Raw genomic sequence first — 25,499 nt, 5'->3', positions numbered from 1 at the left:
TGGTGGTCTGCTGGGTCACCAGGCGCTGCTTGCGAGACCGGCCCGCTTCTGTCTTGAGCCAGTCGGCGAGCTTCAAGGCAAAGGGATCAAGTCTGGAAGGGCTGACCCGCTTGGGGTAGTGCGGCTCGTCCTCGCCTGCGCGCAGGTACTTGCGGATGGTGTTGCGCGAGAGGCCCGTGCGGCGGGCGATCTCTCGGATGGACAGCTGCTCTCGCAGGGCCCAGCGCCTGATGACACTCAGTGTTGCCACGTCTATCACTCCTGGTCTCCTGCTGCTCAGCAAAGCAGCAGGCTAGGGTTAGTACGTGGGTCAGATTTAGATGGAAATCCTGGGGGTCAGTGGGTCATTTCTGCGTGGAAATCAACAGCCTTCTATCTCGCCTCAGCCGCGCACGGCAAAGGCGTATGAGCTACTGGCGATGGCGCAAGACCGGTGCTTGGATCACGTCTACTCCATGCGCATCATGCGGGCCTTCTTCCAGGAAGACCAAGACATTGGCAAGCCGGAAATCCTGATCGGGCTTGCCGCCGAGGTTGGCCTTGACCTCGACGAAGCCCGCCAGGCATTGGAGAGAGGAACCTATGCCCAGCGTCACCAGGAGGCGCTGCGCTATGCCCGTGAGGACATGCAGATCACGTCCGTTCCCACCATCGTCGTTGGCGATCAGGTGTTCCGTGGCACGCCACCTCTGGAAGCACTCAAGCACGCCATCGACCAGCTCCAAAGCGAGCAGACGAGCGATTTGCTGCCGGCATCACCGCACGCTTGAACGCGCATCTCTCAACTAATCACCCAACCGCCCTCTGGGGCACATCAAGGAAAGGAAACTTCATCATGAGTTGGCTATATCTGGGCATCGCCGTGGTCTTTGAAATCGCGGTGGCCATTTCCGCAGGCAACGCAAAAGGCTTCACCCGTTTCGGCTGGACAACTGCCACGCTGGTCAGCTGGGGGATCGCCACCTATTTCCTCAGCCTCGCCTTGTTGACCTTCGATGTTGGCGTTGGCTACGCCATCTGGACGTCCGTTGCCGGCGTCGGAATTGTCATCTTCGGCGCCTTGTTCTTCGGGCAGGGTCTGAGCTTGAGCAAGCTCTTTGGAATCACGCTCGTCATCGGCGGCGTCGTGGGCCTGCGGCTCAGCGGCGCGGCATGAAGGCAACAGACCATCACCTCATTCATTTCACAAAGGAATCCGACATGACGACTATCAATGAAACGAACAAGAGCAACGGCCGCGCATGGATCATGCTGCTGCTCGCCAGCGCCTTCGAGATTGGCTATGCCCTCAGCGTGGGCGGTAGTCAGGCCTTCACGGTGCTTGGTTGGTCAATTTCCGCAGGGGTGTTCTTCCTGCTGACGCTGTACTTCCTCAGTGCAGCCTTGAAAACCATCGACGTGGGGATTGGCTACGCCGTATGGGCGGGCATTGGCTCAGTGGGCGCGGCAGCGTTCGGCAGCGTGTTGCTCGATCAGCCGCTGACGCTCGCCCAAGCATTCTGGCTGGCGGTCATCATTGGCGGCGTCGTCTGGTTGAAGCTCGCGGACAGCGCCAAGCTCTACGCCCACAAAAGCGGAGTACCCGCATGATGGCCGACGACCCCACGGCGTGCCTCACGCAGCGCATGAAGGACGCCGTGGCCTACTCGGCAGAGCATGTTCACCGCGGCGGAATTCCCTTCACCGCCTTCGTCGTCGATACGTACGGCACGGTTCTCGGGCGCGGCGTCAACCGCGTCCGGGAACACCACGACCCTACCGCTCACGCGGAAGTCGAGGCCATCCGGGATGCGTGCCGTACCACAGGCATGCCACATCTTCCCGGCATGACGCTGCTGGCGTCGGGAGAGCCATGCGCCATGTGCTACCTGAGCGCGCTCTATGCGGGTATCGAGCAGGTGTACTTCGCCGTTGATCGGAACGAAGCGGCAGCACACGGGTTCGACTATCGCGGAACCTACTCGCTGTTTTGCCACGATCCGCAGGTCTGGGAGTCTCCCGCCGCACGCAAGTTATCGGTGCAAGAGGGCATGCAGCCGTTCCTGGCGTTCCGATCCCGAGTGCGCGTGCTGCAGGGCAGAATCTCTTGAGTTACTTGCATGGGCATGCATATGAGAAAATGGACAGCCCATCGTTCAAGAGGAGTGCGTGTCAGCAATGTCAAAGAGAAGCGATGCATGGCTCAAGCTCATTCAAATCGTCTCCAACGTAGAGGCCGATCTGGGCAGAGTCTTACAAGCCCAACATGGGATTGGCCTGTCCGAATACCGGGCTCTGGACATACTGGCCCGGTCTCAGGATTCCGAACTGCGAATGCAGGAGTTAGCCACCCATCTGCGTTTGAACCAAAGCTCGGTCTCTCGGATGGTCGAACGGTTGGAGCGCGCCGATCTGACCATTCGAGACCTGTGCCCGGACGACAAACGCGGGGTGTATACGGTGCTGACCAAGAAGGGGCGTGCGCGCCTGGAAAGTGCACAGCCCGACTACGAGAAGGCACTGGAGGCAGCGCTCGCCGAGCATGGTGGCGAGAAGTTGCTGGCGATGCAAGGCTTGAAGGCGCGATAGGCCGTTCCTTGGGTTCTGCCAATGTGGCAAGGCTGATTGGCGCGTGTTGCATGTGCGTTCCATGCGCAGCCAGCCCGGTGCGGCTTGTCATCGGCCATGAGGTCAGATGATGGAACTCCGGCATCTACGGTGTTTTCTCGCTGTGGCCAAAGAACTCCATTTCGCCCGTGCAGCGGAGAACCTGCATATTGAGCAGTCGCCGCTGTCGCGGGCCATCAAGGAAATCTGCGTGGTGCTGTTCGCACGCGCCACGCGCAGCACCCGGCTGACCTGTGCAGGTTCATTGCTTCTGGCGCATGTGCGCCGCGTGTTCACGGTCTTGCAGCAAGCGCGCGATAGCGCTCAGGTATCAGTTCAGGGCGTCAACGAGTCATGCCATCGCGTTTGCCGGCGCTCCTGGCGTTGTGTCGCCAGGAAGAACCGGAGGTCGAGCTTCGATTTTTTGAGATTGCCCTATCGCAGCAGATCAAGGGCTGCATGATGACCTGTACGACGTGGGTTTCGCGCAGTCCGACGAGGTGGGCAATGGAGTCGTTGCTACGGCCGTCTGGAGTGATGCATTTATGGTGGCGGTGCCAGCGCGGCATCCTCTGCTGGCGCACAAGCGCATTTCCCTGAACGAGCTGCTGCGCTATCCGTAGGTCCTGTGTGAAGGGGCATGCGAGGCCTGTTGAGCGTGTTCTACGTTGAGTCGATATGGAGTCGCTGGTCGCGGAACGGGTATGTAAATCAGTTTCTGCGACTCAGCTCCTGGCTGCTGTTGCCACGACCTGCTGCGCGCGCTTGAGCAGCGGACCGTCCACCATGCGGCCCTCGAAGTCGATGGTGCCCAGACCCCGGGCCATGGCCTCTTCGTAGGTGCGGATCAGGCGTTGGTAAAAGTCCACTTCCTCGGCACTGGGTGAGAACGCGGCATGGGCCAGCTCCACCTGGCGTGGCAGCAGGCAGATCTTGCCCTCGTAGCCTAGGTCGCGGCCGCGCTCGGCGTCTTCCTGGAAGCGCGCGTCATCGCGGATCTCGATCACGGCCTGGTCGATGGCCGTGACGCCCGCGCGCCGCGCGGCCAGCACGACTTGCGAGCGCGCGTAGAGCACTTCGGTGCCGCTGGGCGTGCGGCGTCCGCCAATGTCAGAGATGAAGTCCTCGGCGCCAAAGTACATGGCCGCCACCATGGGGTGTGCGCTGCACACGGCATGGGCGTTGGCCACGCCTTCCATGGTTTCAAGGCCCGCCAGCAGGAAGCCCGTGGGCTGTGTGCCCTCCAGGCGGCCCGCCTGCCGGGCAGCGTCGATGGCGGGCTGCAGTTCGGCCGCGCTGCCGGGCTTGGGCACCACGACGCCATCGGCGCCGCTGGCCCAGGCGGCCTGCAGGTCGGTCGCATGGTGGGGGCTGGCGGGCTCGTTCACGCGCACGGTCACCAGGCCTTGCACTGCGGCAGCGCGCAGGGCCACCACGTGGGCAGTCAGCTGCTGGCGTGCGTTGGCCTTGTCGGCTTCGGGTGTGCCGTCTTCGAGGTCGAGGACGTAGCAGTCGGCCGCGGTGCGCGGCAGCTTGGCCACCAGGTCGGCACGGTTGGCGGGCGCAAAGAACAGGCTGCGAATCAGGGGGGCGGGGTAGCGTTGCATTACCAGGCTTGGCTCAAGAGGGTTTCGAGTTCGACCGCGTTGTGCACGCGGCGGGGGTTGTCGCGCACGAACCAGTCGTCCATGCAGACTTCGGCCAGGGCGCCCAGCGCATCGCGGGTCACGCCCAATTGGCGTAACTGGGTGGGCAACTGCAGCTGGCGCGAAAGTGTCTGCAGCGCATCCAGCAGTGCGTCGAGCGTGGGCGCCTGGTTCAGGGCCCTGCCCATCTTCTGCAGCCCTGGCTGGGCCGCCGGGGCGTTGAAGCGCAGCACATGCGGCATGACGATGGCATTGGCCAGGCCGTTGTCTACATGAAAGCGCGCGCTAATGGCATGGCCCAGTGGAATGGCGATGCCGGCGCCCGTGTAGTCTGTGTCATGGCCGCAGAGGATGGAGGCCATCATGAGCTGGGCGCGCGTATCGGCGCTGTCGCCATCGGCCAGGGCGGGCAGGTGCTCCACGATGAGGCGCAGCGCATGCATGAGGTAAGCGTCGGCCATGGGGTCACCGCGCGTGGAACACAGGCCCTCGATGGCCATGGCCAGGGTGTTGAGGCCGGCACTTAGCACCAATTCGTGTGGCGGCGTGGCCAGCAGGGCGGGGTCGATGAACACCGCGCGGGCGCGGGTCTTGGGGTCGAACAGCGCCATGCGGGCGCCGTAGGCCGGGTTCAGCATGGCACTGCCCGCCTTGACGATGGCCGTGGTCGGCGTGGTGGGGATGACGAACTGCGGCAGCTTGGGCGCCTGCAGGCGCGGGCTGTGCAGGCGGCCGTGGGTATCACGGGCCGTGCACAACTGCGCGGCGGGCGCGGCTTCGGCCCGCAGTTGCTGCAGCGTGCGTGCGGCCTCCTGCACATCGGGCAAGGGGCTGTGGGCGCGTACCAGAGGGGCCATGCCGGCGCAGCGCGATCCCAGGGCTGCGCGCACGCGTTCCATGGAAGGCATGTCGCGCGCGAGGGAGGCCCCGCAGAGCACGACGGCGCGGGTGCAGCCCAGGGCGGTCGAGTTCCGTGCCGAGTTGCTGCAGGGCCTGTGCCCCCTGGTGCAAGCGCAGCGCCGGGGTGGTGTGGCTGAAGTCATGCATGGTGGCTGGGCCCTGGCGTGGCGGGCGTTATTGGGCTTCGATGCCGGCGCTCTTGGCGATGTCCTTGAAGCGCTTGTTCTCTTCGGCCACAAACTTCGTCATGGCCGCGCCGTCATGACCCAGCGGCTCCCATCCCAGCTTGACCAGGTAGTCCTTGGTGGTGGGCTGGTTCATGACCTGCACCATGGCCTGCGAGAGGCGGTCGAAGATGGGCTGGGGCGTATCGGCGCGCACCACGAGACCGATCCAGATGAAGTTGATGTAGCCCGGGAAGGTCTCATGGACGGTGGGCACGTCGGGCATGTCGGCCAGGCGCTTTTCCGAGGCGATGGCCAGGGCGCGCACCTTGCCGTCGCGTACCAGCGGCAGGGTGGAGAGGTAGTCGGCCGACATGGTCTCGAGGCTGCCGCCGATGAGGTCCGTCACGGCCTGCGAGGCACCGCGGTAGGCCACGTTGGTGATGGGTACGTTGGTCAGCGTGGACAGCCAGGCCGCGCCGATTTGGTAGGAGCCCGCGTAAGTGCCCATGGCCAGGGGGCGCTTCTCGCGCTTGGCGGCGTTCACGGCATCGCCCAGCGTCTTGAAGGGCGAGTCGGCGCGCACGAAGAAGCCGATCGGGCCCTTGGACATGCCGGCGATGGAGCGGAAGTCTTCCACCGTGTAGTTGGCGTTCTTGCTCATGATGGGCGTGACCACGAGCGAGGGCGAGACCACGGCCACGGTGAGACCATCGGCCGGGGCGTGCTTGACGGCCTGCAGGCCCAGGGCACCATTCACACCGGGCTTGTTTTCCACATACACGCTGGTGTTGAGGACCTTGGCGAGCTGGTCGGCGAAGTAGCGGCCCTGGCTGTCCACGGCGCTGCCGGGGCCGAAGGGCACGATGAAGCGGATGGGCTTGGAATGGGCCGCCGGGCCCTGGGCCTGGGCGGCCAGGGTGCTGGCGAGCAGGGCCGTAGCGAGGAACAGGCGCCGGGCGTGGCGGTGTTTCTGGATGGTGTTCATGGTTTGTCTCCTGATGATTGTGGGTGGCTTGGCGTCAGGCGCCTTGCCATTGGGGGGCGCGTTTTTCCTTGAAGGCCGTGGGGCCCTCGATGGCATCCTTGCTGCGGTAGACGCGGTCGAAGGCGTGGTCCGCGGCGCGCAGGGCGGCCGTGCGGCCCATCTCGGTCGAGAGGTAGACCACTTCGCGCGCTGCGCGCACCGTGAGCGGGGCGTTGGCGGCAATCTTTTCGGCCAGGGCCAGGGCCGTGGGCAACAGCTCGTCCTGGGGCACCACGCGGTTCACGAAGCCGATCTCCATGGCGCGGCGCGCGTCGATCATTTCGCCCGTGAGCATGAGCTCCATGAAGAAGCGCTGCGGCAGCATGTGGATCAGTGGCGGTGCCCAGGGCATGCCGCGCCCGACCTTGGCCTCGGTGATGCCAAAGCGCGCATGCTCGGACGCCACGCAGAGGTCGCACATCTGCGCGAACAGCCAGCCACCGGCCGTGGCCACGCCGTTCACGGCGCAGATCGTGGGCTTGGTCACGCGCAGGCTCTGGCCAATGATGGGCAGGTAGCCGGGCGGCAGCGGCTGGTTGGCCATGCCCGACATCATCTTGAGGTCCATGCCCGCGCAGAAGGCCTTGTCGCCCGCACCCGTGAGCACGGCGCAGAGCAGGGTGTCGTCGTTCTCGAAACGCTCGAAGGCCGCGAACAGGCCTGTGCGCACGTCTTCGTTGATGGCGTTGCGCTGCTCGGGGCGGTGGATGGTGATGATGGCCGTGCGGCCCTTCACTTCAAAGAGAACGGCGTTGTTCATCGGGTGCTTTCTGCGAGGGTGGGTTCGACCACGATGCCGCGGTCACACAGTTGATCGATGTGGGTGTCGCTGAGGCCCAGGCCCTGGAGCAGGGCGCGCGTGTCCTGGCCCAGCGGCGGGCCTGCAGGGCGCAGTGGCGCGGGCTGCTGGCCAAAGATCACGGGCGGGCGCGGCATGCGCAGCGCGCCGTCCTGGGCATCGTCGAGGGACTGGAAGAAACCCACGTCCTGCAGGTGCGGGTCGAGGAACAGGTCTTCGGTGGTGTTCACGCGCGCCGCAGGAATGCCGGCGGCTTCGAGTGCGGGCAGCCACTGGGCCGTGGTGCGCTGCGACAGGGCTTGGCTGATGGTGTTGCACCACTCGGCCACGTTGCGCGAGCGGTCCTGCAACGTGCGAAAGCGCGGGTCATCCTTGAGTTCCGGGCGGCCCGTGAGGTCGGCAAAGGCGGCCCATTGCTTGTCGTTGTAGGCCAGCACGGAGATGAAACCGTCGGCCGTCGGAAAGGGGCGGCGTTCGCGCGAGATGGCGCGCGGGTAGACAGGGCGGCCCTGCGGCGGGTCGTAGAGCGCGCCCGTGAGGTGCTCGACGAGCAGAAACGAGGCCATGGTCTCGAACATGGGCACATCGACCTCGGTGCCCGCGCCGCCATTGCGCTCGCGCTGCAGCAGCGCCGAGGTCACGGCATAGACGGCCGTGAGGCCGCAGACCTTGTCGGCCATCACCGTGGCCACGTACTGGGGCTGGCCTGCCAGCTCGGACTGGAGCATGGCCATGCCGCTGGCGGCCTGGATGGTGTCGTCGTAGGCGGCCTGGCCAAAGTAGCGGCCGCCCCGGCCAAAGCCCAGCAGGTTGCAGTACACCAGCTTGGGGTTGTGCGCCTGCACCTGGGCGTAGTCGAGCCCCAGTGCGGCCATGGCCTGGGGGCGCATGGAGTGGATTAGCACATCGGCATCGGCCACGAGCTGCAGCAGCAGTGTCTTGGCCTCGGCGTCCTTGAGGTTCAGCGCCAGGCTGCGCTTGCCGCGGTTGAGCCAGCGGTAGAGCGCGCTGCTGCCGCGTGTGCGCGCAGGGGGAATGGCGCGCAGCGTGTCGCCGCCCGGGCTTTCGACCTTGATGACTTCGGCACCCATGTCGGCCAGGATCTGCGTGCAGTAGGGGCCCATGATGACCGAGGTCAGGTCGACGACCTTGATGCCCGCGAGGGGGAGCGAAGAGGATGCGGTGGCGGTCATGCGCCGGACTCCTTGGTGAGGGGATGGGCAGCGCGCTCGAGGGCTTCGCGCTGCGAGGGGTCGGCGATGGCGATCATGGCGCGCATGCGCTGGCGCAGGCTGCGTCCGCGCAGTTCGGCCACGCCATGTTCGGTGACGACCAGATCAACATCGCTGCGCGCCGTGGTCACGGGGCCGCTGAGCTGCGTGACGATGCGGCTGGCCCCCTTGGGCGTGATGCTGCCCAGGGCCATGATGGAGCGCCCGCCGGGCGAGAGGGCCGCGCCGCGCACGAAGTCCACCTGGCCACCCACCCCACCCAGCGTGTGGGGACCCAGGGCCTCGGCATTCACCTGGCCCGTCAGGTCGATTTCCAGCGCGGAGTTGATGGACACGAGATTGGGCAACTGCGCCAGCCGCACGGGGTCATGGGTGTACGAGAGGGGCGCCAGGCGTACAGCAGGGTTCTGGTGGCACAGCTGGTACAGGCGCTGCGTGCCCATGAGGGCGCCCGTGACGCTCACGCCGCGGTCGAAGGGCTTGTGCTCGTTGGTGATGGCGCCGCATTCGACAAGGTCCACGAAGCCATCGCTGAGCATGCCCGAGTGCACGCCCAGGCGCTTGCGGTCACGCAGTTGCAGCATCAGTGCGTCGGGCACGCCGCCAATGCCGAACTGGATGGTGGCGCCATCGCCGATGTAGGGGGCCGCCCAGTTGGCGATCTGCGCATCGAGGGGGCTGACCGTGGCCGCGGGGACCTGTGGCAGCGGGCAATCCACATGCACGGCGAAGTCGATGTCGGCCTCGGTGAGCGGGATGTCGCAGGGCACCCAGGGCACCTGGGCGTTGACTTCGGCAATCACCACGCGCGCGCGCTCCACGGCGGCGCGCAGGTAGTCGCCCGTGAGCCCCAGGCTGTAGCGGCCCTGGGCGTCTGGCGGGCTGACCTGGATCAGCAGCACGTCGCAGGGCAGCAGGCCGCTGCGGATGGCCGATTCGACCTGTGAGACATGCATGGGCACCATGTCGAGCACGCCTGCCTTGGCCAGTACGCGGTTGGCACCGCCCGCGTTCAACGCCAGCATGTGCACGGCGTCGGCATGTTCAGGCTGCAGGGTGTTGGCGGTGCGAAAGCCCATGAACACCTGGAATTGCCCAATACGGTGGCGTTGCGCCATCAACTGCTGCGTTAGCAGCGTGGGTTCGGCGCAGACCTGGCCCCACAGCACCGTATCGCCTGCTTGCAATAGGGCTCCGAAGTCCAGCGACTCGATGTCATCCACCTGCTTCATTGCATTGTCTCCACCAGCACTCTTGTCAGAATTCTGGGCATCCTAGTCATTCACTGGATGGAATGCTAATTATTAAATTAATATCAATTTCGGTATGACTTGGAGCTGCCATGAACCCATCCGAAATGCCTGCCGATGCGGTGCCACCCGCGCTGCTGAGTGCCCATCTGGACAAGCTGCGTCGCCGTGACTTGAATGCGCTCGTGACCTTGTATGCCGTGCTGCGCACGCGCAGTGTGTCGGGGGCGGCGCGTTTGCTGGGACTGACGCAACCGGCCGTGAGCCGGACCCTAGAGCGACTGCGCAGCGAGTTCGATGACCCGTTGGTCCTGCGGCAGGGCAATGGCGTAGTGCCAACGCAGCGCGCGCGGTCAATTGAAGCGGCGCTGGTATCGATGATGGATCTGACGCAGCAAATCTTCGCGTCAGGTACGTTTCATCCGGCGACCGCGCAGCGCGATGTTCACCTGGCCATGAACGAGCATCTGCAGCAACTGCTCGTGCCACGGTTGCTTGATTGCACGGCGCATCAGGCGCCGGGCATGCGGCTGTTTGTGCGCTCCATTTTGCGTAGCGATATGGCGGTGCTCAAGGATGGGCATCTCGACATGATTTTGGGCATGTTGTCGCCCGACGAGCCGCTGCGCGAGATGCCTCTGCTGCGCCAAAGGCTGCTGTGCGTGGCGAGGCCGGACGTCGCACGCAACCTGGTAGGTGACGGGGCGTTGACGTTGAGTGCCTTTGGAAGGCATCCCCAGGTGGATGCCCAGCCCGCGGGCATTGGGCAAATCTCGGCAATGCTTAACGAGCTTTTTAAAGGAACCCACACTCGCCGCAACATAGTGTGCGTGGTCTCAAGTTTCGAAGCACTCATGCGAACGCTGGAGACAGGTCCGTATCTGGGAGTGGTGCCCGAGCTTGCGCTATTGCCGCGTTGGCATGAAACGCTCGCCGTCGTGCCCCTGGCATTCAAGTTGCCCACGTACGCCGTCTCGGCTTGGTGGCATAACGTCGCCAATCATGATCCGGCCCTGCAGTGGTTGCGTGAACAGCTGCGCCAGATCTGTAGCGAGCTGCACTGCGATGTGTCCGAGCGTGCCAGCGGCATTTCTTGATGCGTCTATGACGCGGTGAGGTGTTTACGACTTTAGGTGAGCTTCGCGTTGGGAAGGGTGTTGTGGAGGGCGCATGAATGCTACGCCCCTGCTTACGACTTTCATTGCCAAGAATAATCGTTGTTCTGGGTAATTAAATTTGTAAACACGCCTCTAGTTAGCGCTTGTGGTCCACCCGACGCGCCAGCCATTCGCCTGCGAACTGGATCAGCGTGACCAGGGCCACCAGCGCCACGATCACCTCGAACATCACGCGTGTCTCGTAGCGCTCGTAGCCGTATCGGATGGCCAGGTCGCCCAGGCCGCCGGCACCGACCGCACCGGCCATGGCCGATGCGTTGACCATGGCGATGATGCTCACCGTCATGCCGCCGATGATGCCGGGCAGAGCCTCGGGCAGCAGCACATGGCGCACGATGTGCCAGCGCCGGCAGCCCATGGCGCGCGCGGCCTCGATGAGGTCAGGGTCCACGTCGTTCAGGCTGACCTGGGCGATGCGCGCGTAGAACGGGATCAGGTTGATGGACAGCGGCACCACGGCCGCCCAGGTGCCCAGTGTGGTGCCCACCAGAAAGCGCGTGACCGGCAGCAGCGCCACCAGCAGGATGATGAAGGGAATGGCGCGGAACACGTTGACCGTGATCGACAGGCCCTTGTGGAAGCGCGGCCGTGGGTACAGGCTCTTCGCTGCGGTGACGGTGAGAACCACGGCCAGCAGCAGCCCGACAGCGATGGCGATCACGGCCGAGACGCTCACCATGAGCAGGGTTTCCAGGAAGGCCTGGACGTACTTGTCAATCAGGGGAGCGGACATAGCCGAGGATCTCTATGCGGTCGGCGCCCAGCGCAGCGCGCGTGGTGTCGTCGATGTGGAAGCTGATGCCGGCGGGCACGGACACCAGCAGCCGGCCATGGGCGTGGCCGCGGATGCGGTCCAGTCCGCCATGCATCAGCGTGGCGCCAGGGCCCAGGGCGGCCAGGGCTTGCAGCGGCAGGCCCTGGGGCCGTGCTGCGCCTGCAAAGCCCAGGCTGAGCACCGCGCAGCCGGGGCGGCCGTCAAGGTCTGGCACCAGGGCGCTGGACAGGTCGGCCGGCAGATCGTGCTGCAGCGGGCGCAGCAGGGCACGTGTGGCATCGGTTTGTGGCTCGCCAAAAACGCGCCATACCTCGCCCAATTCCACCAACTGGCCCTGGTCCACCACCAGCACGCGGTCGCAGACCTCGCGGATGACGGCCATGTCGTGCGTGATGAGCGCGATGGTCAGGCCCAGTGTGCGGTTGATGTCGGCCAGCAGCGCCAGGATGGACTGCGTTGTCTCGGGGTCCAGCGCCGAGGTGGCTTCGTCGCACAGCAGCACCTCTGGCTGGTGCACCAGCGCCCGCGCAATGCCCACGCGCTGCTTTTGCCCGCCCGAGAGCTTGGCGGGGTACACGTCGGCCTTGTCGCGCAGGCCGACCAGGTCGAGCAGGGCGTCCACGCGCGGCGCGATGTCGGCGGGCTTCACGCCGGCGACCTTGAGCGGCAGGGCCACGTTCTCGCGCACCGTCTTGGCCGACAGCAGGTTGAAGTGCTGGAAGATCATGCCGATGCGCCGGCGCAGCGCCACCAGGGCGTCTTCGTCCAGCTCGCTCACGTCGACACCGTCCACGCTCACGCGGCCGCCGCTGGCGTCTTCGAGCCGGTTGATGGTGCGCAGCAGGGTGGATTTGCCCGCGCCGCTACGGCCGATGATGCCGAAGACCTCGCCACGGCGCACGTCAAAGGAGATCGCATCCAGCGCCTTTACCGGGCCGCTGGGGCCAGCGTACTCCTTGTGGACTTGGTCAAAGACGATGTGCGGGTTGGCCTGGGCGGGCGCTGCGCTGTGAGAGGGGAGCATGGGGCAGGCCGGAGGGGGCGGGGCGTGCGTGTCAAAACGCGGGGATGACCGAACCCTCGAACTTCTTCAAGATGAACTGGCGCACTTCCTCCGATTGGTAGGACTTGACCAGCGGGGCCACCCAGGGCTTGGCCTTGTCCTGCTCGCGTACCACCAGGATGTTGACGTAGGGGTTGTTTTCGCGCTTCTCCACCGCGATGCCGTCGCGCGTGGCGATCAGGCCAGCCTGGTAGGCGAAGGTGTTCACGATGGCCGAGGCCTCCAGGTCGTCGAGCGAGCGCGACAGCACGACCGAAGCCGCCTCGATCAGTTGCACCTTCTTCTTGTAGCCCGTGATGTCGGCCAGCGTGGCCGTGCCCGTGGCGGGGTTGAAACCGTCGCGCAGCGTGAGCACGCCCTGGTCGCGTAGCACGACGAGCGCACGTGTCTGGTTGCTCGGGTCGTTGGGGATGCCCAGGCGTGCGCCCTCGGGCAGGTCCTTGAAGGCCTTGACCTTCTTGGAATAGAAGGCGATGGGCGAAATGTAGGTGTCGCCCACGGCCGCCAACTTGTAGCCGCGCTGCTGGATCTGGTCGCGCAGGTAGGGGTTGTGCTGAAAGGAGTTGGCTTCGAGGTCGCCGTTGTTGAGTGCCTCGTTCGGGCTCGCCGTGCCGGTGATCACGACGGGCTTGATGGCCAGGCCATTCCTTTTGGCCACCTGGGTGACGACCTCCCAGATCTCCTCGTCCACACCGCCGCGCACACCCACGCGCAGGGTCTGGTTGGACTGTGCCCACCCGGCAGCGGTGGTGACGAAAAGGGCGGTAGCGGCCAGGGTGCGTAGTACAGAGCGTTTTTGCATATGGATGGTCAGGAAGTCGATGGACAGGTTGGAGGCAGACGAAGTCTAGGAAGCAATCGGCTCCAGGCTGCGAAGCTTTCTGAGCAAGCAAATGCCATTTCCGAAAAAGCCTTTGGCGCAACGTACCGGTGGTGCCTTTTCGCATGTGCTTGGGCAAAAAACTTCGTTGGCGTGGTTGCAGGCGCTTCCGACAATGCCCTCCCGATCCGATACCACTGCGGGCGAAGGCCCTGCGGTTTTCCATTCCATGACCACGACACCCTCAGTTACGGCACTGCCCATCCTTGATCTCCATGAATTCACCGCAGGCAACGCGCCAGTGCGCGAACGTTTTGTGCAGACGCTGCGAGAGGTCGCCCATGGCGTGGGCTTCTTCTACCTGCGCGGCTATGGCGCCGCGCCTGGGCAGGAAGATGCGCTGTTTGAGGCGGCACGTGCCTTCTTCGCGCTGCCGGCCGAGCGCAAGCAGGCGCTGCGGATGGTGAACTCGCCGCACTTTCGCGGCTACACCGGCCCGGGCCTGGAGATCACGCGCGGCGCGCAGGACTGGCGCGAGCAGATCGACATTGGATCGGAATATGCAGCCATCGCCCAGGGCCCGGGCGTACCGGCATGGACGCGCCTGCAGGGCCCCAACCAATGGCCGGCAGAGCTGCCCCAGTTCCGCTCGGCCGTGGTGGCCTGGCAGCAGACGCTGACGGTGGCGGGGCGCCAGTTGCTGCAGGCGCTGGCCCTGGCGCTGGGTCAGCCAGAAGGCCGCTTCGATGCAGCCTTTGCCACAGCCCCCATCCAGCACGTCAAGGTGATCCGCTATCCGGGACGCGGGGCCGACATGTCGCAGCAGGGCGTGGGGGCGCACAAGGATGCCGGCTGCCTCACCTTGCTGCTGCAGCACCGCGAGGCGGGCTTGCAGGTGCTGGACCGCAATGCACCCGGCGAAACCTGGATCGATGTGCCGCCCATCGAAGGCACGGTGGTCATCAACTTGGGCGAGGTGCTGGAAGTCCAGTCGGGCGGCTACCTGCGTGCCAATATTCACCGCGTGGTGAGCCCACAGCAAAGCCGCGAGCGCTTTTCCATCGCCTTTTTCCTGAGCCCGCAGCTCGATGCGGAACTGCCGCCCCTGCAGCTACCGCCCGAACTGGCCGCCCGGGCGCGCGGGGTGGACCGCGACCCCCGCAACCCTCTCATCGCCCACACTGGGCGCAACCTGCTCAAGGGGCGCCTGCGCTCGCACCCCGATGTGGCCGAGCGTCACTATGCCGATGTGCTGGAGGCCGAGGGGATCCGCAGGGGCGCAGCGGCAACCGCCTACGTCTGAGGGAGGTCAGCACCTGCGACCTGCAGGTGCTGCACGGTCGCGCCTCAGGCGTATTCCGTCGAAGGCTTTTCCCAGAGGTTGATGCCGCCTTCGACCGCGTACTGGTCGATCTCTGCGAGCTCCTCGGCGGTGAACGACAGGTTCTGCAGCGCCGCGACGTTGTGGGCGATCTGTTCGGGCCGGCTCGCGCCGATCAGAGCCGAGGTGACGCGCGCATCGCGCAGCGTCCAGGCCAGCGCGAGCTGGGCCAGGCTTTGGCCGCGGCGCTGCGCAATCGAGTTGAGTGCGCGGGCACGCTCGATGTTGGCTTCAGACAGGTGTTCCGCGCGCAGCGAGCCGCCACCGGGGCGGTTCACGCGCGCATCCGCGGGCGTGCCGGCCAGGTACTTGTCGGTCAACAAGCCCTGGGCCAACGGGGTGAAGGCGATGACGCCGGCACCGATGTCTTCGGTGGCGGCGAGCAGGTCCTTCTCGATCCAGCGGTTGAACAGGTTGTAGGCCGGCTGGTGGATCAGCAGGGGCACTTTCCATTCCTTGAGCAGCTCGGCGATCTCGCGGCTTTTGCGCGCGGAGTAAGACGAGATGCCCACGTACAGAGCCTTGCCCTGCTGCACGGCCTGGGCCAGTGCGGCTGCGGTCTCCTCCAGCGGCGTGTCGGGGTCGTAGCGGTGCGAGTAGAAGATGTCCACATAGTCCAGGCCCAGACGCTGCAGGCTTTGGTCCAGGCTGGCCAGCACGTACTTGCGCGAGCCGCCACCCTTGCCGTAGGGGCCGGGCCACATGTCCCAGCCGGCCTTGGACGAGATGATCAGCTCGTCCCGGTAGGGCCGGAAATCCTCCTTGAGCAGGCGGCCGAAGTTGATCTCCGCACTGCCATAGGGCGGACCGTAGTTGTTGGCCAGGTCGAAGTGGTTGATGCCCAGGTCGAAGTGGTTGATGCCCAGGTCGAACGCGGTGCGCAGCAGCTGGCGCTGCGTATCGATGGACGTGCTGTCGCCGAAGTTGTGCCACAAGCCTAGCGACAGGGCGGGCAGTACCAGGCCACTGCGGCCCACGCGGCGGTAGGCCGCGCCTTCGTATCGGGAGGGGGAGGCGGTGTAGGTCATGGAGTTTCCAAAAAAACGAGCGGAACGGTGGGGCAGAGTGCCCCGTCAGTTGCGGCTGGCCAGCCTGCGTACCAGGGCTTCGCCCACGAACTGCACCAGGCTCACGAGCAGGATCAGCAGAGCGATCACCATCAGCATCACCTGCGTGTCAAAGCGTTGGTAGCCATAACGTATTGCCAGATCGCCCAGGCCGCCGGCGCCCAGCGCACCCGCCATGGCAGACGAGCCGATCATGGCCACCACGGTGAGTGTGAAGCCGGCGATCAGGCCCGGCAGCGCCTCGGGCAGCAGCACACGCAGCACGATGTCCCGTCGGTAGCAGCCCATGGCCTGGGCGGCTTCGATGAGGCCGCGGTCCACGGCGCGCAGGCTCACTTCCGAGACGCGGGCGAAGAATGGGGTGGAAGCTACGGTCAGTGGTACGGCGGCCGCCCACACCCCGATGGTGCTGCCAATGAGCAGACGTGTGAGCGGGATCAACGCCACCATGAGGATGATGAATGGTGTGGAGCGCAGCATGTTCACGCCCGTGCCCACCACGCGGTTCAGGCGCGGAGCCTCGTAGATACCGCCGGGGGCGGTGGTCACCAGCAGCAACGCCAGGGGAATGCCCATCACCAGGGCTGCGAGGGCCGAAACGGAGACCATGGCAAGGGTATCGCGGATGGCCGCGAGGAAGAGTTCAGGCAAGGACATGGCGAACTCCGACGATGCCGACGCGGTCGGCGCAGGGTTGGGCCATGGCGCGCACCTGCGCGACATTGGGCAACTGCGTGGTGGCCGAGACCACCAGGCGCCCCTGCGGGCGCTCTTGGATGCGGTCCACCCCGCCATGTAGCAGGTGGATGCGTCCGCCCAGGGCCAGGGCGAGCGATCCCAGGTCGGGCTCGCGTCGGCTTTCGCCGGTGTAGATCAGCTCCAGCAGCAGCTGGTGGCCTGCTGCGAGGCTGAAGGCATCGTCCACAGGCTGCAGGTCGCGCAGCAGCTCTGGCGGAAGGGCATGCACCAGCGGCTGGAGAAGGGCGCGCGTTGCATCGCTCTGTGGGTCGCCAAAGACCTTCCATACCTCGCCCAACTCCACCAGCCGGCCTTGTTCGAGTACCGCCACGCGGTCGCAGATCTCGCGGATCACGGCCATCTCATGGGTGATGAGCACCACGGAGAGGTTCAGCCGTTTGTTGATCTCGCGCAGCAGCGCCAGGATGGATTGCGTGGTCTCGGGATCCAGGGCTGATGTGGCTTCATCGCACAGCAGGAGGTCGGGGTCGTGCACCAGGGCGCGGGCGATCCCTACGCGTTGCTTCTGGCCGCCCGAGAGCTTGCCTAGGTAGGTGTCGCGCTTGGCAGCCAGGCCCACCAGTTCGAGCAACTGGTCGACTTTCTGCTTCGCGAGGGCCGGGTGTACTTTGGCCACCTGCAGGGGGAGGGCCACGTTCTCCCAGACTGTCTTGGATGACAGTAGGTTGAAGTGCTGGAAGATCATGCCGGTGCGGCGGCGCAACTGCACCAAGGCATGCTCGTCCAGGCTATTCACGTCGGTGCCCTGCACGAGCACACGGCCGGCCGAAGGCCTTTCCAGCCGATTGATGGTGCGCAGCAAAGTGGATTTGCCCGCGCCACTGCGGCCGATGATGCCGAAGATCTCTCCGCGCTGGACGCAGAGGTCGATTCCGTCCAGGGCGGTGACGGTGCCCGCAGCGCTGTCATAGGTCTTGCCCAGTCGCTCGAACACCAGCGGCGGTGCCTGCTCCTGGCGGCCTGCGGCCGCCTGCACAGGTCGGATATCGGACATGTCGGTCATGGAAGAGGATGCACTGCGAATCGGGAATGGAGGGAAAATTCTAGGAAGGCTGCTGGGGTATATTCGGCAATGGAGTATTTGATTTTCGATTTTTCATATGAGAAAAATGAAAATATCGTTATGAGATATTCGGTGCGTCAATTTTTTGAGGGGCGGCTATATTTTTCTGGTTGCAATCAACCCATTTCCCTGTCGTGAAAAATATTGGAAACATTCTGTTGATCGGCTTGAGCGCCTTCTTCGTATCCACTGCAATGCATGCGCAGGACAAGGCGAGCATCAAACTGGGCATCAGTGGTGGTGTGATGGAGGACATCGCCCAGGCGGTACAGAAGGCCGCCGCCCGTGAAGGGCTCAAGGTGCAGCCCGTGGTGTTCAGCGGGCACATCAATGCCAATGGCCCGCTCAACGACGGAGACGTCGACGCCAATGCGTTCCAGCACCAGCCTTTTCTGAATGGCCAGATAAGGGCCTTCAATTACAGGATCGTGCCGGTCGCCAAAACCCTGAGCGCCCCCCTGGGGATTTACTCGACCAGGGTCAAATCACTGGGCGAGCTCAAGGAGAAAGCCGTCATCGGTATTCCGGGCGACGATACCAACCGCAACCGGGCCTTGCTAATCCTGCAGCACTATGGCGTGATCAAGCTGCGCCCTACGCTCGACGTGGCCAAGGGTGACAACGCCACGTTGCTGGACGTGGTGGAGAACCCCAGGAAGGTGCAGATCAAGGAGATCGACTCCCTGATCCTCGCGCGCTCATTGGCGGACGTGGATGCCGGCGCCGTGATCACGGCCCAGGCCTCGCAGGCGGGTCTGCTGCTGGCGCGAGATGCCATTGCTGCAGAGCCACCGGGCGGCCCCTATGCCAACGTGATCGCAGTGCACGAGAAGAACCAGAACCAACCCTGGGTGCCCAAGCTCATCAAGGCCTTCCATTCGGCCGAGGTGCGCGAACTGCTCAGCACCAAATACAAGGACACGCTGCTGCCGGCGTTCTGAGCGCTGCCCCGGGTGCTGAGTGCCTGCCGTATCCCCGCCCCGCCCTGCGGTGATCGCCGCACTGGATGCAGATCACAGAGCCTACCTGCCTTGGTCCTGAATGACGAACACCCCGTGACTGGTGATGCCAAGGCGCTTGGGCCCAACCCGCTTCGTGAGCGACGCGAACCGCATTCTGGAACTGGTGGCTGAGCGCCACGGCATTCAGGGACTGGTACGAGCAAGTCGACATGGCTAGGATGTACGCTATCGCTTGATTTCGCGGAAAAAAATTAGGCGAGTCAACGCTGATTTATCTGCGTTGATTCCTGGTGGTCCCCATGCATGCAGGTGAACGGGAGGCACATCCATGTCGATTCAGCCGGTGGTTCTGTCGGGTGGCTCGGGTACGCGTCTATGGCCGCTCTCACGTGAAAAGTATCCCAAGCAATTGCTTGCTTTTGCGAATGGGGAATCGTTGCTGCAAGCAACGCTGCGCAGGCTTGAAGGAAAGGCGTGTGCTGACGTCGCTTCACCTCTGGTGGTCTGCAATGAAGAGTATCGCTTCGTGGTCGCGGAGCAGCTGCGCTTGATTGGCAAGAAAGGGCGCATCGTGTTGGAGCCTGCGGGGCGCAATACCGCACCAGCTCTGACATTGGCGGCACTGGCAGCTCAGTCAGAGGGGGACGACCCCGTGCTGTTGGTCATGCCTGCAGATCACATCGTGGCCCAACCAGACGCGTTTCAGAATGGGGTATGTCATGCCGCTCGACTGGCACAGGATGGTGCCATTGTCACTTTCGGGGTTGCACCGAATCGTCCTGAAACGGGCTACGGCTACATCCAGGCGGGCGCTGCGGTGGATGAGGCCGGCGCCTGTGCCATCGCCCGTTTTGTAGAAAAGCCCGATCTGGCAACGGCCGAGTGCTATCTGCAGAAGGGCTGCTATCTCTGGAACAGCGGGTTGTTCGTGCTGCGTGCCTCGGTTTGGCTGCGGGCATTGGAAGCGTGCCGCCCCGATATCTTGGCTGCGTGTGAAGCGGCATGGAGGGGAGGCGAATCCGATCTGTCTTTCATGCGTGTGGAGCCGGAAGCATTCACTGCCTGCCCAAGTGATTCCATTGACTATGCCGTGATGGAGCGTTTGGCGGGTGCTGTGCCCGTGACCGGCTTGCCTCCGGGAGTTGTCGTGCCGCTGTCCGCTGGGTGGTCTGATGTGGGAGCCTGGGATGCGTTGTGGCAGATACTGTCCAAGGATGGCGATGGCAATGTGGTGCAGGGCGAGGCCTTCATGCAGGGCTGCAGCAATACCTTGGCGCTGTCTTCTGGGCGTGTACTGGCTTGCGTGGGCGTGCAGGGGTTGGTCGTGGTGGAAACACCTGATGCAGTGCTTGTCGCTGATCAGCGCCACACACAGGACGTCAAGAAAATCGTTGATCGTTTAAAGAGTGAGGGGCGCACCGAGGCTATGGCGCACCGCAAGGTCTATCGTCCATGGGGGTGGTATGACGGCGTCGATGCGGGCGAGAGATTTCAAGTCAAGCGCATCATGGTCAAGCCTGGTGGGAAGCTATCGCTGCAAATGCATCATCATCGTGCGGAGCATTGGATCGTTGTGCGCGGGACGGCTTGCGTGACAAGGGGCGATGAGGTGTTCTTGCTCTCCGAGAATCAGTCTACGTACATCCCACTGGGAGTGACGCACCGGCTAGAGAACCCAGGGCATGTTGATCTAGAGATGATCGAGGTGCAGTCAGGTGTCTATTTGGGCGAGGACGACATCGTTCGGTTTGACGATGCCTATGGGCGCTGAGTGACAGCTGTAATAGCGGCCATTTCGCTCGAATCTACGAATTACATCGTTTGTCAATACCTACTTTCTTTGCCCGCAGCTGAGGCCCCGTCGGCGCACGGAATCACTGCTAATTTGTACATGTGGCGTCGGTGGATGGTCATCGGAGATACGCAAATTTGTGTTTACGCGTAGCATTCATTCACTGTATGCTGCACTCACATTTGGTTAGATTTGCTCTAAACGATGTATAGGAGTTGCGCCATGCAGAAAAACGTTTCGAGGCTCCTGGGTTCAATGATCCACATCGTAGCGACAGCCATCATGGCAGCGTTTGTGGTTGGCTGTGCCGGTATGGGTGGGGGGGACTACCCCGCAGCGCCAGTCAAAGCGGCCGCACCGGATTACAACTACATCGTGGGGCCCGGCGATACGCTCAACATCATCGTTTGGCGCAACCCCGATCTTTCTCAGGTAGTGCCCGTGCGCCCAGATGGGCAAGTGTCAACGCCATTGATTGATGGGCTTGTTGCACAGGGCAAGACTTCCGCACAGATTGCGCGGGATGTCGAGAAAGAGCTAGGCCGATATGTGCGGGACCCGGTTGTCACCGTCATCGTGACCAACTTTGTCGGCCCTTATAGCGAACAGATTCGCGTCGTGGGTGAGGCGGCCAAGCCGCAGTTCCTGCCATACAAGCAAAAAATGACGGTACTGGACGTCATGATTGCCGCAGGTGGACTGACCGATTTCGCGGATGGCAATCGCGCTACGCTGGTGCGATCGGTTGAAGGAAACAAGCGCTACAACGTGAGGCTGGATGATCTGATCAAGCGTGGCGATATCGGCGCCAACGTAGAAGTTCTTCCTGGCGATATCCTCATCATTCCACAAGGGTGGTTCTGAATCGATTGCTAGCAGTCGGTGGCTTCTAAGCGTCCTGCCAACCTGTCAAGAGGTGTGAAATGGATGAGCTGTTAGGCCAAATATCCACGACCCTGCGCGGCATGTGGATCAACCGCAAGTTGGCCATGCTTGTCACTTGGTTGGTTGGAATTCTGGGTGTCGGCGTGGTGCTCATGATGCCGGGCTACTACCAGGCATCGGCGCGTGTGTTTGTGGATACCCAATCTATTCTGCGTCCGCTTATGACGGGTATTGCCGTCCAGCCAAACATCGAGCAGCAGGTGGCCATGTTGAGCCGTACGCTGATCAGCCGGCCTACGGTGGAGCGGCTGGTGCGGATGGTCAATCTTGATCGTAGTGCGCGATCAAAGGCGGAGAAGGATGCGGTGGTTGACGCAGTAACCAAAGCTATCAGCATCCAGACAACGGGGCGTGACAACCTCTACACGTTGTCCTACCGAGACCAAAGCCCAGAGATGGCGCAACGTGTGGTGGAGGCCTTGCTCGCCATCTTTGTGGAGTCCAGTCTTGGTGCAACGCGCGAGGACTCGGATAGTGCGCGACATTTCCTTGAAGAACAGATCAAAAACTACGAAGCCAAGTTAAGAGGTGCAGAAAGTCGTCTTAAAGAATTCAAGCTGCGCAACATTGAGTTGCAGTCAGTGACCGGCTTGGATTCGGCGGGGCGGGTGGCAGAGATTGCCAATCTTCTGAGCGAGGCTCGGCTTGAGTTGCGCGAGGCTGAGAGTGCGAGATCTGCGGCAGCTCACCAGCTCGAACTAATACGTTCGCAAACTCGCAGACCCGTCGCAGGTTCCGTGATTACCGTGCAGACTCCGGAAATAGACGCACGCCTCAATGCGCAGAAAAGAAATCTTGACACATTGCTGCAGCGTTATACAGATGAGCATCCGGACGTGACCAATGCGCGCCGCTTGATCGGCGAACTTGAGGTGCAAAAAAGCCATGAAATGGATGAGTTGCGACGGAAAATTGAAGCGAATCCATCTGCGCCGGTGGTGGCCGGTGCAAGTCCTGCAGTGGTGGAACTCAGTCGCATCTATTCCGCCGCCGAGGTGAAGGTGGCCTCATTGAGGGCAAGGGTGGCTGAGTACGAGTCCCGTGCCAGCCGTGCCTATGAGCAGCTCAAGGTAGCACCTCGGCTGGAAGCCGAATTGGCACAGCTGAACCGGGACTATGAGATTCACCAGAAGAACTATGCTGACTTGGTGACCCGTCGTGAATCTGCGCTGATGTCAGGGGAGTTGGAGAACAAGTCAAAAATGGCTGATTTCCGGGTGATTGATCCCCCAAGAGTGGCATCCCAATCTATCGCTCCCAACAGGGTGCTTTTGCTCTTACTTTCTCTTTTGGCTGCTCTGGGGTCTGGGTTGGGAGTGGCATTTTTGCTGCATCAGATACGCCCGGTGCTTTTTGATGGCTTTGCGCTCCGTCAGCTGACGAATCTACCGCTGCTGGGCGTAGTTAGCTTGATCTCCAGTGATGATCTTCGACAGCGCGAGTCACAGAACATGAAAAAATTCGCGATGAGCTTGCTTGCATTCATATTTCTCTACGCGGGCGGCGTAATCGCGCTGTCCTACCAATCCGGTGTCATAGGGTGACGTGCCATCATGACCAGTTCCATTGAAAAAGCTGCCCAGCGATTGGAACAATTGCGAAAGGCAGGAGCCGCGCTGCCGATGGATACGGTGCAGCCAGAAGTGAAGCCTTCGTCAAGCTCCATGCCTGAACCAATGCAAGAGGCATCGCCTGTAGAGAAAGGCAATATGGATGTGCACTCCTCGCACTTCCATTCCGTGCCAGGATCAAGAAACGTACAAATCGATCTGGCAGCGATGGTGGCTGGAGGCTATGTAACTCCTAATTCTCCGCCGACTGCAACCATGGATCAGTTCCGTGTCATCAAGCGTCCCCTTCTGGATAACGCTACGGGAAAAGGTGCGTCGTTGGTGAAAAACGGGAACCTCATCATGATCACCAGCGCTTTGTCGGGCGAGGGGAAGAGCTTCACTGCCATCAATTTGGTCATGAGCTTGGCGATGGAACTCAACCATACCGTTCTGTTGGTAGATGCTGATGTGACGAACCCAGCGGTCATGAAAAAGTTGGGTTTGCCGCCTGCGCCAGGTCTTCTGGATCTACTGCAGGATAAGAGCCTCAAAATGTCCGATGTGCTTTTGCGCACCAATGTAGAAAAGCTCACTATTTTGCCTGCAGGTCTTCCGCATCCCCGTGCCGCAGAGCTATTAGCCAGCGATGGCATGACCGCGCTGCTTGAAGATATGGGTAAGCGCTACAGTGACCGAATCATCATTTTTGATTCACCACCGCTGCTGCTGACGACTGAGGCGCGAGCACTTGCCACCCACATGGGACAAATCGTGATCGTCGTCCAAGCTGAAAAGACGCTTCAGTCTCAAGTCATGAGTGCCTTGTCCACCATCGAGGATTGTCCGGTTAAATTCATGGTGCTCAATCAGGCGCGCGTACAAGCCCTGGATAACTATGGGTACGGTTACGGGTACGAACAGGCGCTGAGTGAAAAAAGAAGATTCACCGCTGCAATATGAACTAAGAAGGGAGATTCCGTATGCGCCTATCGCATCGTCGCACAGCAAAAAGAACGGTTGCCCGCTGTGCTGCGTTGGTGCTGGCAAGTACACCGGCGCTGCTAGCCGGTGTTGCCGCTGCACAGGAGGACCACGATCAGGATGCAGCCCGTCAGACAGGCTTGTGGTTGGAGCCGCGTGTTTCTCTGCTGCACACCGTGACCAGCAATGTGCGGCTTGATGCGACAGATATCAGCGATCATGTGACGCAGGTGGTCCCAGGATTTCGATTGGTCAGCAACACGGCGCGGATTAAAGGATTTGTCGATTACTCACTGTACGGGACGCATTACGTACGAGACTCGACATCCGAGCATGTATGGCACAACCTGAATGCCAGCGCCGTCGTTGAAGCAGTAGAGCAGAGGTTCTTTGTGGATCTGGCAGGCGTCGTTGCGTTGCAGCCGATCTCCGCCTTTGGCACGCCAGTAGCGAGTTCCTCCGCCAATCCGAATACATCGCAGACATCAAGCTTCCGTGTGTCGCCTTATTTTCGCGGCAACTTGGGTGGGGATGTGGATTACGAGGCACGTTACAGTGTTCAGGATACCCGCACTGCAGCGGCAGAGCGATCCGATGTCACGAAGCAAGACTGGATACTGCATTTGGGCGAGAGAGTCGCTGGGAAAACCCTGGGCTGGTCAGTAGAAGCCAATCACCAGACGATTGATTTTTCGCTAGGGCGGAACATCGATACCACGGCTCTGCGTACCCGATTGAGTTACGCCACTTCGCCGCGGTTACTATTCTCTGGGGTGGCTGGAGCCGAGAATACAAACCATATCTCACCGACACGCAAATCCCATGCGATCTGGGGCGCGGGCGTCATTTGGCGGCCATATGAGCGTAGCCAAGTCGCTTTGGAGCGAGAGAGTCGGTACTTTGGCGAGGCCCACAATGTGACGCTTGAACATCGTACTAGACGCACGGTGTGGCGCTACACGGATTGGAGAGGTATTTCCAACGGGTTTGGTGCGCATTCAGCGTCACTTGGCAATATTTTTGAATTGCTGGATGGTTATTATACGCGGTTTGAAAAAGATCCCGTGCGACGCACTCAACTTGTCTTCACAGAGCTTGAGCGCCTGGGTATTCCTTCCAATACCCAAGTCTTTCAAGACTTTCTTAGTTCATCGAGCACCGTGAGGCGGCTGCAGCAAATGTCTCTGGCATTGCTGGGGCAACGCAGTACGGTGACGCTTGCTTTTTCACGTTCTGAGGATCGATTGCTCGACAGCACACTGCGTCTCGGCGACGATTTTGATACCAACACGCAGATTAGCCAGAGAGGGTGGAGCCTGCTGTTGGCTCACCGTCTTACACAAAATGCCTCTGTACATGCGAGCTTGGGTGAGCAACGCAGTATGGGAACTGTACCCGGGTTGGAAACTCGGGTGCGTGCGCTTGTTTTGGGGTGGAACACCCTTCTGACGCGGCGCACAAGTGGCGGTATTCAAATACGCCGTGTAATTTCTGATGGGGCGTCCAATCGATTCAATGAGTCTGCCATTGTGGGAATCATCACGCATCGGTTCTAA

Annotated in this window: 26 protein-coding genes and 1 pseudogene; 14 read left to right on the top strand and 13 right to left on the bottom strand. The window is 62.4% G+C overall.

Annotated elements, in window-relative coordinates:
• Nucleotides 1–259, bottom strand: a 259-nt coding sequence (locus BP68_RS18260) for a winged helix-turn-helix transcriptional regulator (protein WP_496374429.1), incomplete at its 3' end; no start/stop codon positions are given.
• 61 nt (nt 260–320) lie between these two features.
• On the opposite strand from BP68_RS18260, the gene BP68_RS18255 reads away from it, so the two are divergent.
• From BP68_RS18255 to BP68_RS18230, 6 genes and pseudogenes are all read left to right on the top strand, one after another.
• A complete protein-coding gene (locus tag BP68_RS18255) occupies nt 321–770 on the top strand; it encodes a DsbA family oxidoreductase (RefSeq protein ID WP_496374427.1) in 450 nt (149 codons plus the stop codon).
• Nucleotides 771–835: 65 nt separating this feature from the next.
• Nucleotides 836–1,156, top strand: coding sequence for a DMT family transporter (locus BP68_RS18250; protein WP_496374425.1), 321 nt, complete (start codon nt 836–838; stop codon nt 1,154–1,156).
• 44 nt (nt 1,157–1,200) lie between these two features.
• Nucleotides 1,201–1,590 carry a DMT family transporter gene (locus BP68_RS18245; RefSeq protein ID WP_496374423.1) on the top strand — a complete coding sequence of 130 codons (390 nt, stop codon included), beginning with the start codon at nt 1,201–1,203 and terminating at the stop codon, nt 1,588–1,590.
• Nucleotides 1,587–2,090 carry a nucleoside deaminase gene (locus tag BP68_RS18240; protein WP_496374421.1) on the top strand — a complete coding sequence of 168 codons (504 nt, stop codon included), beginning with the start codon at nt 1,587–1,589 and terminating at the stop codon, nt 2,088–2,090. Before BP68_RS18245 ends, BP68_RS18240 begins: the two co-directional genes overlap by 4 nt.
• A 67-nt stretch (nt 2,091–2,157) precedes the next feature.
• On the top strand, nt 2,158–2,568 hold the full coding sequence (locus BP68_RS18235) for a MarR family winged helix-turn-helix transcriptional regulator (RefSeq protein ID WP_496374419.1): 411 nt from the start codon (nt 2,158–2,160) through the stop codon (nt 2,566–2,568).
• A gap of 109 nt (nt 2,569–2,677) precedes the next feature.
• Nucleotides 2,678–3,354, top strand: a pseudogene (locus BP68_RS18230) (LysR family transcriptional regulator); the annotation flags it as partial.
• Here BP68_RS18230 and BP68_RS18225 read toward each other — a convergent pair.
• The 6 genes from BP68_RS18225 to BP68_RS18200 form a co-directional block, all read right to left on the bottom strand.
• Nucleotides 3,312–4,193, bottom strand: coding sequence for an HpcH/HpaI aldolase/citrate lyase family protein (locus BP68_RS18225; protein ID WP_496374417.1), 882 nt, complete (start codon nt 4,191–4,193; stop codon nt 3,312–3,314). The pseudogene BP68_RS18230 and the gene BP68_RS18225 sit on opposite strands and share 43 nt — an antisense overlap.
• Nucleotides 4,193–5,140 carry an iron-containing alcohol dehydrogenase family protein gene (locus tag BP68_RS18220; RefSeq protein WP_496374415.1) on the bottom strand — a complete coding sequence of 316 codons (948 nt, stop codon included), beginning with the start codon at nt 5,138–5,140 and terminating at the stop codon, nt 4,193–4,195. Before BP68_RS18220 ends, BP68_RS18225 begins: the two co-directional genes overlap by 1 nt.
• A 166-nt stretch (nt 5,141–5,306) precedes the next feature.
• Nucleotides 5,307–6,284: a Bug family tripartite tricarboxylate transporter substrate binding protein gene (locus BP68_RS18215; protein ID WP_496374413.1), complete on the bottom strand. Its 978-nt coding sequence runs from the start codon at nt 6,282–6,284 to the stop codon at nt 5,307–5,309.
• Nucleotides 6,285–6,318: 34 nt separating this feature from the next.
• On the bottom strand, nt 6,319–7,083 hold the full coding sequence (locus tag BP68_RS18210) for an enoyl-CoA hydratase/isomerase family protein (protein ID WP_496374411.1): 765 nt from the start codon (nt 7,081–7,083) through the stop codon (nt 6,319–6,321).
• Nucleotides 7,080–8,315: a CaiB/BaiF CoA transferase family protein gene (locus BP68_RS18205; protein ID WP_496374409.1), complete on the bottom strand. Its 1,236-nt coding sequence runs from the start codon at nt 8,313–8,315 to the stop codon at nt 7,080–7,082. Before BP68_RS18205 ends, BP68_RS18210 begins: the two co-directional genes overlap by 4 nt.
• Nucleotides 8,312–9,586 carry an acetyl-CoA hydrolase/transferase family protein gene (locus BP68_RS18200; RefSeq protein ID WP_496374407.1) on the bottom strand — a complete coding sequence of 425 codons (1,275 nt, stop codon included), beginning with the start codon at nt 9,584–9,586 and terminating at the stop codon, nt 8,312–8,314. Before BP68_RS18200 ends, BP68_RS18205 begins: the two co-directional genes overlap by 4 nt.
• A gap of 110 nt (nt 9,587–9,696) precedes the next feature.
• On the opposite strand from BP68_RS18200, the gene BP68_RS18195 reads away from it, so the two are divergent.
• A complete protein-coding gene (locus tag BP68_RS18195; RefSeq protein WP_496374405.1) occupies nt 9,697–10,701 on the top strand; it encodes a LysR family transcriptional regulator in 1,005 nt (334 codons plus the stop codon).
• Nucleotides 10,702–10,858: 157 nt separating this feature from the next.
• Here the strand turns inward: BP68_RS18195 and BP68_RS18190 are convergent, their stop codons facing one another.
• The 3 genes from BP68_RS18190 to BP68_RS18180 are packed head-to-tail and all read right to left on the bottom strand — an operon-like array spanning nt 10,859 to nt 13,422.
• A complete protein-coding gene (locus tag BP68_RS18190) occupies nt 10,859–11,515 on the bottom strand; it encodes a methionine ABC transporter permease (protein ID WP_496374403.1) in 657 nt (218 codons plus the stop codon).
• Nucleotides 11,496–12,581 carry a methionine ABC transporter ATP-binding protein gene (locus BP68_RS18185; RefSeq protein ID WP_496374401.1) on the bottom strand — a complete coding sequence of 362 codons (1,086 nt, stop codon included), beginning with the start codon at nt 12,579–12,581 and terminating at the stop codon, nt 11,496–11,498. Before BP68_RS18185 ends, BP68_RS18190 begins: the two co-directional genes overlap by 20 nt.
• Nucleotides 12,582–12,612: 31 nt before the next feature.
• On the bottom strand, nt 12,613–13,422 hold the full coding sequence (locus tag BP68_RS18180) for a MetQ/NlpA family ABC transporter substrate-binding protein (protein ID WP_496374399.1): 810 nt from the start codon (nt 13,420–13,422) through the stop codon (nt 12,613–12,615).
• 91 nt (nt 13,423–13,513) lie between these two features.
• On the opposite strand from BP68_RS18180, the gene BP68_RS18175 reads away from it, so the two are divergent.
• Entirely contained in the window at nt 13,514–14,743 is a 1,230-nt protein-coding gene (locus tag BP68_RS18175; protein WP_496374397.1) for an isopenicillin N synthase family dioxygenase, read from the top strand.
• A 44-nt stretch (nt 14,744–14,787) separates the two neighbouring features.
• On the opposite strand, the gene mgrA is transcribed toward BP68_RS18175, so the two are convergent.
• The 3 genes from mgrA to BP68_RS18160 are packed head-to-tail and all read right to left on the bottom strand — an operon-like array spanning nt 14,788 to nt 17,641.
• The gene (mgrA, locus tag BP68_RS18170; protein WP_496374395.1) at nt 14,788–15,849 is read right to left on the bottom strand and encodes an L-glyceraldehyde 3-phosphate reductase; all 1,062 of its coding nucleotides are present in this window, start codon (nt 15,847–15,849) and stop codon (nt 14,788–14,790) included.
• Between the two features lie 45 nt (nt 15,850–15,894).
• On the bottom strand, nt 15,895–16,545 hold the full coding sequence (locus BP68_RS18165) for a methionine ABC transporter permease (RefSeq protein ID WP_496374393.1): 651 nt from the start codon (nt 16,543–16,545) through the stop codon (nt 15,895–15,897).
• Nucleotides 16,532–17,641 (bottom strand): methionine ABC transporter ATP-binding protein, encoded by a 1,110-nt coding sequence (locus BP68_RS18160; protein ID WP_496374391.1) that lies wholly within the window; start codon nt 17,639–17,641, stop codon nt 16,532–16,534. The genes BP68_RS18165 and BP68_RS18160 overlap by 14 nt, the downstream gene beginning before the upstream one ends.
• A 203-nt stretch (nt 17,642–17,844) precedes the next feature.
• Between BP68_RS18160 and BP68_RS18155 the strand changes: the two genes are divergently transcribed.
• The 6 genes from BP68_RS18155 (at nt 17,845) to BP68_RS18130 (ending at nt 25,499) form a co-directional block, all read left to right on the top strand.
• The gene (locus BP68_RS18155; RefSeq protein ID WP_496374389.1) at nt 17,845–18,651 is read left to right on the top strand and encodes a MetQ/NlpA family ABC transporter substrate-binding protein; all 807 of its coding nucleotides are present in this window, start codon (nt 17,845–17,847) and stop codon (nt 18,649–18,651) included.
• A 349-nt stretch (nt 18,652–19,000) separates the two neighbouring features.
• The gene (locus BP68_RS18150) at nt 19,001–20,443 is read left to right on the top strand and encodes a mannose-1-phosphate guanylyltransferase/mannose-6-phosphate isomerase (protein ID WP_496374387.1); all 1,443 of its coding nucleotides are present in this window, start codon (nt 19,001–19,003) and stop codon (nt 20,441–20,443) included.
• 243 nt (nt 20,444–20,686) lie between these two features.
• Nucleotides 20,687–21,328, top strand: coding sequence for an XrtA/PEP-CTERM system exopolysaccharide export protein (locus tag BP68_RS18145; protein WP_496374385.1), 642 nt, complete (start codon nt 20,687–20,689; stop codon nt 21,326–21,328).
• 59 nt (nt 21,329–21,387) lie between these two features.
• Nucleotides 21,388–22,953, top strand: coding sequence for an XrtA system polysaccharide chain length determinant (locus BP68_RS18140; RefSeq protein WP_496374383.1), 1,566 nt, complete (start codon nt 21,388–21,390; stop codon nt 22,951–22,953).
• 9 nt (nt 22,954–22,962) lie between these two features.
• Complete coding sequence (locus BP68_RS18135; protein ID WP_496374381.1) at nt 22,963–23,922, top strand: XrtA-associated tyrosine autokinase; 960 nt, start codon at nt 22,963–22,965, stop codon at nt 23,920–23,922.
• Nucleotides 23,923–23,942: 20 nt separating this feature from the next.
• A complete protein-coding gene (locus BP68_RS18130) occupies nt 23,943–25,499 on the top strand; it encodes a TIGR03016 family PEP-CTERM system-associated outer membrane protein (RefSeq protein ID WP_496374379.1) in 1,557 nt (518 codons plus the stop codon).

It is taken from the genome of Diaphorobacter oryzae DSM 22780, from assembly GCF_059568935.1.
The sequence above is the reverse complement of the archived record's forward strand: the minus strand, read 5'-3'. Positions and strand labels throughout refer to the sequence as shown.